We start from the raw sequence: 11969 nt of genomic DNA, 5'->3' as shown, positions 1-11969 counted from the left end.
TCATCAAGTGCTTATTCTTTTTTTTCTGTGTCCGACAAATTTTTATCGCTTGATGAATTGCCATATTTCTTTTTATATTCATCTAATTGTTGCTCATATGTTTTTAACTTTTGATCACGTTCTTCTCCTGATAAATCCGGATTATTTTTCAGTGATTCAATTTGTTTAACAAGGCCGTACATAATAAGCTGAGGATCATCAAGTGTCTTAGCTAAATCTAATGATTTATCAAAATTACCTTTTCCGTTATACATCCAATACAGCAAATACTTTTCATCACTTTTCAAACTAATGTTTTTCATAATCGATTTCTTTTGAGCTTCACCTAGTTTTTCAGCTGTAATGTATGCAAATGCTAACTCATATTTAGATGCAATCGGTAATGATTCAAACTCCTCTTCATTCAATTGCGTAATGACTTTGTCATAATCAGTTGCTATGAAACTCGCATTTGCTTCTAATAATTTATTTTGATAAGGAAATTTTATAAAAGTGAAATATATTAAAGGAGCAGCTAAAATAACTGTCGCCGCTATGAAGGAAAAAGCTAAGTATTTAAACGATTTATAGCTTTTTTTAGGTACTAACTGCATATTTTTTTCTGTTTTTGTTTGTTCCTTCTCAAAGCTGTCATCAAGAAACTGCAGTAATGCATCTAAGCTTTCCATTTGAGCAACGGTCTGTTCAAATGTTGTTTCTTTTGCATCTTTTAGTAACCCAGCATACAAATCATCAAAGTTATGTTTTTGGGAGAATAAAGCAATAATTAGACACTTGTATTGCGTTAAAAATTGCTCTTCTAACAACGGGGTTGGTGGAACAATATCTCGAATTCCTCTATGTATAATGCTTGGTATTAAATTCGCATTAAAAACTATATTGTCTGGATGTAAAAAGAACGTGATTCGTTTATTTAAATATTTACGAAACTGCGCAACATTCCGAAGTAGTCTTAATTTCTCATTTCTTCCAAAACGGCTAAGATCGTCCCATTTATATAATTTTTTATCTACTTGATATAGAAACGTAAACATATCATCCGTTTCTTCTATTGTTAATGGTACAAATTCAGATGATACGCCCGTAATTATATCGAATTGACGGAAGTCTTTTATACGTGTTTGAGATTTGGTCATCTCCAATTTCCAATTTTCTTTTTCTATTTGAAATTGATAGTTCATTGCATCAATTTTAATTATTTTTTCCGTCATGTTTATCCTCTTCTCCTTTTCTTTATAACCCGTAATAACTTATTTTCAAATAACTAAAAGTAAAAAATATTCTTTATAAAACTTGCAAAATATCTCCATCTGTTATTTGGTGATCAATTAAACGATCATTATCTGTTAAAACAATTGACTTATTTTTCACTTTAATTACAAAATGTGAACCTTCATGATTATCAATCTTTAGCGTATCTAATAAGTTTTTCAATAAATATTTAATAGATTGATGATTCGGAATACGCAAATCATATGTATTTCCATTCCATTTACTAAAATCTACTGTCACATTGATATGTGTTTGTATTGCCATCACTTTACCTCCAACTTTTACGAAGAACCGTATAAATACCGATGCAAATAAGTAGAATGCCGCCGCCAAATAATAATATTATTGTTATACTAATTGGCTCTTCATTCATTGTTTCATTACTCGCTACTTCATTTGCACTTTTTCTGACAATGTATTCACTGCTAAACAAACTATTTTTCGTATCTTTAACACTATTATTCTCTTTTTGTTTTATAAAAAGAGAATCTCGCAAAGCTTCCATATCTTTTTGTTCTTTCTTTTTCTTTTTCTCAATTTCTTCTTCTATATCTTTGTTAAATAACTCAATTGATGCTTTATCTAATTCTGTTTCCTTATGTTCCTTTTTATTTTTTTCTTGGTCGCTTTCTTCAAGTCGATCCACTTTAAACTTAATCTTCCCATCATCACCAAGATAACTGTCAGCCGCGCTCCTTATCGGTAGCGCGACAAACAGTAAAAGGATAGAGAGAAATGATAACTTAGCCACTATGCTCCATTGTTTGATCATTTACTTCTTTTTCCTCCCATTTCTTGTGCCATACAAATAGATTACTAACCAATCCAATAATGGCAATTACAAACAATACGATAAAAATAACTTTTCCTGTATCTTTACCGCTAATAAAATCATTTAGAAAACCTTCTATATATTGAAGTGGTGAAAATTGACGCAATTTACCTACAGAAGACATTTGGTCTACTTTACTTCCAACTGCTTCAGTTAAAAATAGATACATACTTAAAAATACTAATAAGATAAACATTCCTACCATTTTTATTTGTCGTAGTAAGTATGTTGAAACTAATACGAACGCCATCATAATGATTGTGATAAACGCAATCCATAGTAAACTTTGATCCTGACCGAATTTTAAAAGACGGCCTGAGATGACTCCTATACTGATTCCTTCCACAATCGATATTCCAAATGCTACTACTGTAGTTGGTACATTCATATCAATTAAAGAGAATCTCTCTTCAAAATGATCTGATTGTGTTCGTTTCTTTTCTTGATTCGCAATTGCATATGCCGTAAATAACGCAACAATGAAACAAGTTAATACGATTAAGTATGGTGTAAAAGCATTACCAGCTACAATTACCCCATCATTTTGTTTCTGAACTGGACTAGATAAAAACTCATATAGCATCTCATTTTGACGATCTCCAATACGACTATTCGCCAAAATCTTCGTAAAGTTTTTCGAGAATGCTTTATCATCTTCCATTTTCTTCGTAAAATCATTTAATAAGGAATCTGCTTTCGAAACAATTGTCGTTCCGCTGTCTTGAATTTCTTTTGCTTGTCCATTAATTTGGTCAAATGTTTTATACACATCATCTGATGTCGCTAAACTATGCTTTGAACTCTCTACTAATGACTGAGTTTGCATCGTTAAAGATTTAATACCAGAGTCTAACGATAATACAGCTGTTTGCTCACCTGCATTATTAGTCGTTAATACTTGTTGTTCTTCAGCTAACTTTAAGCTACTCTCACGCCATTTCGCTAAACCTTTTACATACTCTCCTAAATTTTGATTCATACTAGTTGCTTGCTGCATCGTTTCATTTAATTTCTCCGCTAGTAGCATTGAATTTTGATCTGCACTAGTAATGAGCTGTTGGTAAGAGTCTATTTTTTGTTTTAAACCTGTCATATCTTGCTTTACTTCACTAGTAATACTAGCTGAAACAAGATTTGAAATTAAGTCAATTAAGCTTTGTTTATTTAATACGTAATACAAAGATTGTTCAGTTGCAATTGCATCTAAACTTCCCTCTTCTAGCTTAGGACCTACATCTTTCGTTCTTAAATCAATCCCATAATACATTTCGTAAAGGCTCATTAAACCTTGATAACTTTCAACTGTATCTACTGCTTCTTTTATTAATGCATTAGATATATTTTTTGTTAATACTTCTGTTTTTTGATGTACAACTTGATTCGTTGTACTTTCAATAACTTTACCGTTATCTGTTCCTGTTTCGCCTCCTGGATTTCCTCCGGTTCCGTTATCTGTCCCCGTTCCGCCTCCTGGGTTTCCTCCAGTTCCGTTATCTGTTCCCGTTCCGCCTCCTGGGTTTCCTCCGGTTCCGTTGTCTGTTCCCGTTCCGCCTCCTGGGCTTCCTCCGGTTCCGTTATCTTTCCCTGTTGTGTTTTCCATTTTTTTAATAATAGGGTTTTTAGCACTGTGTACTAACGGCATTATGCCATACTGTGATTTATGAACCACATTTTCCACCTTGCTATTTTCCGTTTGTGTTCCTTTATCTTCTTTATTAGGTTCTTCTTTTTCAGAACTAGTTTCTTTTTTATGAGTCCCGCTCAATTCCCACTGCCACGTTACAGGAGAGAAAACATCTATATTGATGTTTGGATCTTTTAACTTTACATGCAAGCTAATCTTTATATCCCCTTCATTACGAGGAGCTATTGTAATTTCTCCTGCTTCGCTTTGAAGAAAGTCACTTGTACGATCCACACCATCAATATGTAACGCTTCTGTACTTCCATCTAGTTTAAAATCTTCTGGAATATTTATCTTCAAAGTTTGTGAAGATTCCATTTTAATTACTTTCGCAGTATCACTAAATGTAATTCCCTCTGTATAAAGTTTATCCTTTACTTCTTTAATAGCGCTTCCTAAAGATATTTTATTTACAGGATCATAATAAAAATTATTTTCTTTATTATATTTTTTTGTAAATTGAATTACATTTTGCAGTTGTAATTTCGTTGTATCTGGCAAATCACTTTGACCGATTTCTTCCATGTTTAAACTAGGTAATTTCGCAATTAAATTTTCGATTTGTTTCTTTATTCGAACATCTGGTTGCTTCATTAATGTATTTATAAAGATTTCTTGCTTTCCATCATTCGACATAGATTGCTTTAACTTTTTAATTACCGTCTCTTGAATATCACTTTCTAACTTTCCTGCAAGTTCTGTATCATATTCTGACACTTGTTTTTTTACATCTGTTAAATACTTTTGAATTGTTGAAGCATCAGCTAAAATATTAGGATCTTTCTCTGAAAGCGTAAATTGATTTGCGATAATTTTATTTGCAGATTCCAATGCACTTAACTGCTTTAAAACATCGCCTGTATTCATATCACTCATATACTGATTAAATTGATTTGTAAAATTATTCGCTAACAGATTATTATCAGTTTGCATTTTTTGAAAGTTATTAAATCCTTCTAAATACGTATTATTAGATTTATTCCCTTCATCTAAAGATTGACCAAACCCTTTTAAAACATCTTGGAATCCTTTAAAACTATTAACAGAAATACCAGTGTAATCTTGTACCGTTTTAAATTGGTTTGTGTAATTTGCCAACGGGCTATGTACATCTTTTTTATACATAGTCGTTTGATTGGTCCCTTTTTCAATTATTTTACCTATATTATCTTGTGCACCTTGCAACTTACCGATAACACTTGCAAAATAAACATCGATGATTTGTTTATTAAAATCTTCTAAAATAGCAGAAGCTGTATTTTCTGCCTCAGCTTTCAAATCTTTATTCCCAGTTGCATTTACTTTGTAATTTAATGTTAATTTCTCTGGAAGTTCTGAATCAATTGCAACAGCCTTTCTAGAAAAATCGTTAGGTATTACAATCATCATATTGTAATTATTATTTTTCAAACCACTTTCTGCTACACCACGACTTACTACATACCATTCTTGTTTCGTATTTTTATTGACATTTTTAACAAACTGATCTCCAAATACTACTTTATTACCTTCAAATACAGTACCTTGATCTTCATTTACTAATGCAACTGTCATTTTTTGCGTGGTACTCTCATTTGCTTTCTTAACATTTTGATTTAACGCTAAATAGGAGACCCCTGTTGATAACACAAGAGCTAAAATAATAAACAACAAGATGCTCCACTTGAACTTTTTCACTACTTATCACTCCTGCGACTGCGAGTCTATTAAGTTAAAGACTTCGTATCTTACTCTAGTTTTAAAGTAATTTAGCCATACAACGTATGGTTGCATGGCTAAATTATATAGTTCTTTTTATCTGGCTTATTGTAAACCGAAATTACGAGAAAGATCTTCGTCATGTCTTGCAACAGCTTCTGCAGTTTTATTAAGCTGCATATTAATTTCTTGTAATAGCTGTGCGAAGTTTTGTACTTTTGGCTTTAATTGGTTGAATTGTTGATCAAAACCTTCGAAAGCACGACCTTCCCATTCTCCTCTTAATTCATTTTGCAAGTTTTGTAGTTGACGTAAAATGTCCTCAATTTGATTTGCACCTTGTCCATATCGAGTCGCTTTCGATTTAAGCTCCTCTGGTGACATACGAATTTGTCCTGCCATAAATAAATCCCCCTTAAAATTAAAAAATAGTAAAATTAACCAAAAATCAATTCTACAAATTGATTATATCAATAATTTAAAAATTTCTAAACAAAAAAATGATATTTTTCCAAATTTTCTCTTTTACTATAATAACATTATATTATATAATTCTAATTTAGTATTTTTGAGACATACTCTATAAATCGACTATAAATTTAAAGAAAACCTTTTATTTTATATATCTTTAAGAACTTATCCATTTTTAATTCCAACAATAAATTGTTTACTAAATCATGATTTTCCCACCTCCCACTCACGATATTTTTCTCACTTCAAAGTCATAATTACCTGTCTTTCAACAAAACCAAACTCTTCATACATCTCTTTCGCAAAATTTCCAGCAAATACATTTAAACGAATTTCTGAATAATTCTTTTGTAATTCCTTAATACCAGCCCCCATTAACTTTCTTGACAACCCTTTCCCACGGTACTCTGGAAAAACATACAATTCGTATATAAACCCTAGTTTTTCATGAGAAAAATAGTCCTTATTTTCCCCTATTAATATCCATCCCATTACATTGTTTTCTTCTTTAACAACTATATAATATGCTCCCTTTTCTACAATCGGCCTTGTAATTTCAATTGATTTCTCTCTACTTAACTGACAATTTCCCCTCGTGCCTTCAAAAAGCGATTGAGCTGCATATTGTATTATTTCATCCGTTTCTTCCCGATTTGCCTTTTCTATCATTTTTCACAACTCTCTTCTTTAATAGGCATTAATATTGCTCGTTCAAGTTCCTCCGACTCAATTACAATTGCCATCAATCCCTTTTCCGTACTCGTCTCATGAAATTCACCCTTCTCCCAAAATACAGCTTGTCCCGCTTCCACCTTCACTTTTTCTTTATCTTCTCCGCATACATATCCTTCTCCGTCCACAATAAGAAGCAGTTGTAATACAACTGCTTCATGATATCCAATTATTCCATTCTCTTGTAAATGCATAGCACCGATATGTATATTTCCTTTATGGTTTACTATTTTCGACATTATGAAATCAGATTGAAATGCGGATATGTGTTTTCCTATTTTTTCACTAAAATCAAATATCTTCATTTCTAGTCCTCCTTATACGTATAAAACCATCCTTACTGTCTGCATCATATGTCCTTCAAAATCTTCTTCAAATTCCTCTAATTGCGCAAAACCCTTTGCTTCATAAAACCGTTTTCCTTTTTCATTCGCTGCTTCTACATGAATATATAATTTCCGAATTCCTTTTAATGCCGTTAACCCTTTTTGTAATAAGGCACTTCCGATCCCTTTCCCTTGCTGATCTGGTAACAAATAAATCGCACCTAATTCTGCTTCGTTTTGCAATCTAACAGGTGAAAAATTCGCAAAGCCAATTACTTCTCCCTCTTCTTCCGCAACGAATAAATGTGTATTTTCAAGACGATATTTCATTTTTTCATCAGAATAAGCCTCGTCTAAGAAACTGTCTTGAATCTTTCTCGGAATAATGTCTTCGTATGTATCATGCCAAGCTATTTTCGCTACTGATTGTACAGCATGAATATCTTCTTGCTTCATTTCTCTAATTACATATGTCATCTCGTTGTCTCCATTCTCTTAAAATTATATTCTGCTAATATACTAGAAGAAATGGCAAAACCATTTTCATAATTTACTTTAATTAATTTTAATTTCTCAATTGAAGCTGTTGCATAATTAAATTTTCCATAAATATATTCCATTGCAATTAAAAACTAATTTACATGTAGCTTATTTGCAATTGTACAATGCGGAACCCATTTTCCAGGCACATAATATGAATTTAAATTATCATGAAAAGTTTTAAAATAATCATGATAAGAATGATGAAGTTTTAACAATTCATCTGTAATGGTCGGTGCTAAAAAGATCGTTCCGTTAGTAGGAAAAGTTCCAACAGAAGGAAAAGTTACCTCAGCCATATTCTCTTGAACTGCTACAAACTCCTCTAATTTCTCCTTATATAAATGAACGTCTAACTCATGGTAATCAGCTAATGTAATATGAGGTTCTACTCCGGCTAATTGATTCGTGCCAATGATATTTGTTATTTCATTTTGCAATTCTGTAATTTTATTAGTAAACACACGATCAAATGTAGCAATAATAGCGTACATTCTTCCTCACCCCTTCGTTACATGTAGCGCTTCCCATTCTTCACGTATCATTCCCATTCGAATAGAATCATAGTATGTTCCGTTATAATAACGGCATTTGCGCATTCTACCTTCTAAAGTCATTCCTATTTTCTCCGCTACTTTCATCATTCGTTCATTACCAGACCAAGTCGTGATTCCTACCCTACCAATTTCCATCTTTTCAAATAGTAAATCTCGATATAACGTTAACGTTTCTGTACCGTAGCCACCATTCCAGTAATTTGGATTATAAATAACAAGCCCCATCTCCAACCAACGCGTCGGTTTATATTCCCAATAAAACCCGACTGTCCCTATAATTTGACCGTTATGTTCTATAATTAAATTGGATAGAGGTTCTTCTTTTAAACGCGTTTGCATTCTCTCTTTATAAGACGGGTATTCTTGCATTGAGAACGGGAAATATGGTGCATCCCATTTTTTCCATTCTGGATTTTCTTCTTTAAATACGAGATCCCATAATGTTTTTATATCTGATTCTTCAATTGTACGAATTGTAACTTTATCCCCTTTTACTATTACGTTTTGCATAATTACCTCCTACAATCCTCTTTATTTCATATATTATTATAATATTTTTTCAGAAAAATCATAACAAATATTGATTATAAAAAGATAATAAAAAAATAGAAGGCTCCATACCTCCTATTTCATCTTTTCTATCTCAACTAAAATACCTTTCTCTATCCAGCCTTCTACTCCATCTCTTTTAATCAAATCATATCCTGAACAGCTATCATCAATAAGAGAAACAATGTCCCCTTTTCTTACGCTTATTTGTGCACAAGAAATATCAGTTTTCACTATGTATTCACCTGAATCAAGTTGCCTAATATATTCATTTTTCACAGAGAGTAATTTATTCGTTTCTCTTTGCTTACATACCGTATAATCTTTCATCTTCTCCATCGGCTCTATGTAATAATACGGATATGTCACCCCGCCCTGCATTTCTGAGTTTGCATTAAAATCTGCTATCACTTCATACTCTGGAAAATAGTCTACATATGTATAAGAAAACGTATCACCTGCTCTTGTCCTCTGAATGATAAATGCGTTTAATTGTCCTGCTTCTTTAATCGCATTTCCACCGTCAATCGCAATAATCTTTTTCTCCTCATCAATAACTGGATTATTAGATGGTGCTTCATCAGAATAGTTTACAACAGGCCAATGACCGACAACTACATACTTATTTGCGCTATGTGATTTATTGAAAAACTCCGGCATTGCTATCGCATTTTTTCGTTCCGTTTCATACCAATCTTCTCTATCTTCAAGGCCAGCATGTACAAATATATAATCCTCAGTTTCAATCGCTGTTGGCAATTCTGTTAGCCACTTTATTTCTTTTGAAAAATGGCTCATCAGTATGTTTTTCACTTCACAAATATCACTTTCTCCATTAACAGTAACGTTCAATTGCCCTAGCCACTCATTAAAAATTGTATTCTTTCGCGTACATAAATAATGTATTAACGCAGGATTTTCATTTACAAGTGCTTCAACTACAACTTCACAATTCCCTTCAATTACATAAACGTTTGGCTTGCTAACTATAAGGTCCATCACATAATTTACGACGCCAATGCTATTTCTTCCTTTCTCACAAAGATCACCATTAATAATTAAATAATCTTCATCTTTAAAATGAACTTTATGTAGTAATTTCTTAAAAAGATCTAATTCCCCATGAATATCAGAAATAATGATGACTCTTGCATCATTTGGTATAGATAATTTCTTTATTTTTTCCAAGTATAAACGCTCCTAACATGCTCTAAATTCAACATTTCCTTGTTAAATTCTAATATTCGACAAATTATATTACTAGACCTGTTCCTAGCTCAAATCTGGAAAAGAAAATAGGCTCCATATATTTTCACACACGGAACCTACTTAGTATTATAACTCTTTATAAAAAGAATAGCTTACCTTATCATAGCCCTCTCTTTCGTAAAAACGATGTGCTTCAATTCTTGGAAACGCGGATGTTAGAACGATAGAACCGCACCCTTTTTCTTTCCCCCATTTTTCTACATAGGACAGCAAAACCTTACCATAACCTTTTGATCTGTGAGCTTCCGCAGTTACAAGGTCATATACGAAAACATGTTTCTCATTATAAAAATTCGTACAAATTGCTACACCGGCCAGACTCACAGCTTCATCCTCTTCATTACGTAGCGCCAATAGTTTATAATTTTCTTCTTTCATTTTTTGAAATAAAGAACTTGCTTCTTCTTTTGAAAGTTTAGTTCGTAATTGCTGTAATACGGGAAATACATCATGTAAATCCACTTCTGTTACTACTTCTCTAATGTTCATTATGATTCTCCCCTTACTATTTATAAAATTTTCTAAATGTTATATCATCATTATAGAAAGCGACTGCCCTTAGCTTAAGTGACAGTTCTATTCTTTTTTATAAGGCCAGTATAAAAAGGAGCGTCTATAAATGGATCTGACTATCCCATTAGTATTAAAAAGCAAAATACCCATTTACTTACAAATTTATGAATATATAAAACGAGAAATCTCTCATGGGTCACTACGTGCCGGTACACGCCTACCTTCTCACAGAAATTTAGCTATGCAACTTAATGTGAGCCGTACTACAGTTGAATCTGCTTATCAACAATTACTAGCTGAAGGGTATGTAGAAAGCAAACCGAAACGTGGGATTTTTGTTGCAGAAGTTGATATCGATGTCATTCAAAATAAACAGCAAATCGCGTCAAACAGCGCTAACAATACTGAAAACGAACAATATGATTTTGATTGTAGCCAAGGGCTTATTGATCAAAAAGCTTTTCCGATAACAAACTGGAAAAGAGCAATACAAGAAACTTTATTTCAGTATGAAAATGAATTATTTGCTAAAGAAGATCCACAAGGTGAGCTCGTTCTACGAGAACATATTTCAAAATATTTATATCATGCTCGCGGGGTACATTCTTCACCTGATCAAATTATTATTGGGGCAGGTACGCAGCCTCTTCTTTGGCTACTACTTCAACTACTTGGTTCAAAAAAAGAATATGGAATCGAAAATCCTGGATTTCACCGTATTCCTGCTATGATTCAAAGTTCTGGTCTTCCCGTTCACCCTATCCCTTTAGATGATAAAGGGATTCATATTTCCGCTTTACGTGAATCGGGTTCCAATGTAGCATACGTCACTCCATCTCACCAATTTCCACTTGGAATCATTATGCCGTTATCTAGAAGACTCGAGTTATTAAAATGGGCGGATGACTGTAAGGGCTATATTATTGAAGATGATTACGACGGGGAATTTCGCTATATAGGAAAACCTATACCTTCTTTACAAGGGCTAGATTCAAATGAACGTGTTATTTATATGGGAACTTTCTCAAAATCTTTTTTACCTTCTTTACGAATGGGATATATCGTTTTACCACCTCATCTATTAGGAGCTTATCAAGAACTTGGTGGTATGTTCAAACAAACAGTTTCTACGCTGCAACAACTTACCTTTGCTACCTTTATTCAAAATGGTGATTGGGAACGCCATATTAACCGAAGCCGCACGTTATATAAAAGAAAACATATTTCTTTAATTAAATGTATTACAAACGAAATGGGAAATAACGTTCATGTACTTGGTGAACAATCTGGACTTCATATCGTACTTCACGTTCATAATGGGATGAACGAACAAGAACTTATTCATGCGGCTGCGAAACAACGTATTAAGTTATACCCTCTCTCCACATACGATTCTGTTCATAATATAAGAGAGGACTCGTATGTATTACTCGGTTTTGGCAGTATTCCAGAGGATCGTATCGAAAATGTTGTCCAATTACTGAAAAAAGCCTGGTTCTCTAAATAAGAATAGCTCCATGCAAGTT

12 protein-coding genes and 1 pseudogene are annotated in these 11969 nt (G+C 32.9%); 1 reads left to right on the top strand and 12 read right to left on the bottom strand.

The annotated features are described in order from the left end of the window. Positions 1–11: 11 nt before the first annotated feature. From essB to MR115_RS13785, 12 genes and pseudogenes are all read right to left on the bottom strand, one after another. Entirely contained in the window at positions 12–1211 is a 1200-nt protein-coding gene (gene essB, locus MR115_RS13840; RefSeq protein WP_098149671.1) for a type VII secretion protein EssB, read from the bottom strand. A 73-nt stretch (positions 1212–1284) separates the two neighbouring features. Then, positions 1285–1536, bottom strand: coding sequence for an EsaB/YukD family protein (locus MR115_RS13835; protein ID WP_001007571.1), 252 nt, complete (start codon positions 1534–1536; stop codon positions 1285–1287). A gap of 4 nt (positions 1537–1540) precedes the next feature. Next, positions 1541–2044, bottom strand: a complete 504-nt coding sequence (gene essA / locus MR115_RS13830; protein ID WP_242241678.1) for a type VII secretion protein EssA — start codon at positions 2042–2044, stop codon at positions 1541–1543. Beyond that, complete coding sequence (gene esaA / locus MR115_RS13825; protein WP_242241677.1) at positions 2016–5465, bottom strand: type VII secretion protein EsaA; 3450 nt, start codon at positions 5463–5465, stop codon at positions 2016–2018. Before esaA ends, essA begins: the two co-directional genes overlap by 29 nt. 126 nt (positions 5466–5591) lie before the next feature. Beyond that, on the bottom strand, positions 5592–5888 hold the full coding sequence (locus tag MR115_RS13820) for a WXG100 family type VII secretion target (RefSeq protein ID WP_000918601.1): 297 nt from the start codon (positions 5886–5888) through the stop codon (positions 5592–5594). A gap of 309 nt (positions 5889–6197) precedes the next feature. Next, a complete protein-coding gene (locus MR115_RS13815; protein ID WP_242241676.1) occupies positions 6198–6626 on the bottom strand; it encodes a GNAT family N-acetyltransferase in 429 nt (142 codons plus the stop codon). Then, a complete protein-coding gene (locus MR115_RS13810; RefSeq protein ID WP_242241675.1) occupies positions 6623–6994 on the bottom strand; it encodes a cupin domain-containing protein in 372 nt (123 codons plus the stop codon). Before MR115_RS13810 ends, MR115_RS13815 begins: the two co-directional genes overlap by 4 nt. A gap of 12 nt (positions 6995–7006) precedes the next feature. Further along, a complete protein-coding gene (locus tag MR115_RS13805) occupies positions 7007–7492 on the bottom strand; it encodes a GNAT family N-acetyltransferase (RefSeq protein WP_061676405.1) in 486 nt (161 codons plus the stop codon). After that, positions 7489–8049 (bottom strand): annotated as a pseudogene (locus MR115_RS13800) (2'-5' RNA ligase family protein). The gene MR115_RS13805 and the pseudogene MR115_RS13800 overlap by 4 nt, the downstream one beginning before the upstream one ends. Positions 8050–8055: 6 nt before the next feature. After that, positions 8056–8622 (bottom strand): GNAT family N-acetyltransferase, encoded by a 567-nt coding sequence (locus MR115_RS13795; protein WP_242241674.1) that lies wholly within the window; start codon positions 8620–8622, stop codon positions 8056–8058. Positions 8623–8736: 114 nt separating this feature from the next. Next, on the bottom strand, positions 8737–9849 hold the full coding sequence (locus MR115_RS13790) for a metallophosphoesterase (RefSeq protein WP_242241673.1): 1113 nt from the start codon (positions 9847–9849) through the stop codon (positions 8737–8739). A 147-nt stretch (positions 9850–9996) separates the two neighbouring features. Continuing rightward, positions 9997–10419 (bottom strand): GNAT family N-acetyltransferase, encoded by a 423-nt coding sequence (locus MR115_RS13785; protein ID WP_098342818.1) that lies wholly within the window; start codon positions 10417–10419, stop codon positions 9997–9999. Positions 10420–10549: 130 nt separating this feature from the next. On the opposite strand from MR115_RS13785, the gene pdxR reads away from it, so the two are divergent. Beyond that, positions 10550–11950, top strand: a complete 1401-nt coding sequence (pdxR, locus tag MR115_RS13780; protein WP_242241672.1) for a MocR-like pyridoxine biosynthesis transcription factor PdxR — start codon at positions 10550–10552, stop codon at positions 11948–11950. Positions 11951–11969 lie beyond the last annotated feature (19 nt).

Source organism: Bacillus cereus group sp. BfR-BA-01309 (genome assembly GCF_022664315.1).
GTDB classification, from domain to species: Bacteria; Bacillota; Bacilli; order Bacillales; family Bacillaceae_G; genus Bacillus_A; species Bacillus_A mobilis.
This window is presented reverse-complemented; position numbering and strand designations above follow the sequence as displayed.

Excerpts from the sequence above, each read along its gene's own strand:
- MR115_RS13820 (WP_000918601.1), bottom strand. The coding sequence starts at position 5,888 with ATGGCAGGACAAATTCGTATGTCACCAGAGGAGCTTAAATCGAAAGCG.
- MR115_RS13785 (WP_098342818.1), bottom strand. The coding sequence starts at position 10,419 with ATGAACATTAGAGAAGTAGTAACAGAAGTGGATTTACATGATGTATTT.
- MR115_RS13815 (WP_242241676.1), bottom strand. The coding sequence starts at position 6,626 with ATGATAGAAAAGGCAAATCGGGAAGAAACGGATGAAATAATACAATAT.
- MR115_RS13810 (WP_242241675.1), bottom strand. The coding sequence starts at position 6,994 with ATGAAGATATTTGATTTTAGTGAAAAAATAGGAAAACACATATCCGCA.
- MR115_RS13805 (WP_061676405.1), bottom strand. The coding sequence starts at position 7,492 with ATGACATATGTAATTAGAGAAATGAAGCAAGAAGATATTCATGCTGTA.
- pdxR (WP_242241672.1), top strand. The coding sequence starts at position 10,550 with ATGGATCTGACTATCCCATTAGTATTAAAAAGCAAAATACCCATTTAC.
- MR115_RS13835 (WP_001007571.1), bottom strand. The coding sequence starts at position 1,536 with ATGGCAATACAAACACATATCAATGTGACAGTAGATTTTAGTAAATGG.
- MR115_RS13795 (WP_242241674.1), bottom strand. The coding sequence starts at position 8,622 with ATGCAAAACGTAATAGTAAAAGGGGATAAAGTTACAATTCGTACAATT.
- essB (WP_098149671.1), bottom strand. The coding sequence starts at position 1,211 with ATGACGGAAAAAATAATTAAAATTGATGCAATGAACTATCAATTTCAA.
- essA (WP_242241678.1), bottom strand. The coding sequence starts at position 2,044 with ATGATCAAACAATGGAGCATAGTGGCTAAGTTATCATTTCTCTCTATC.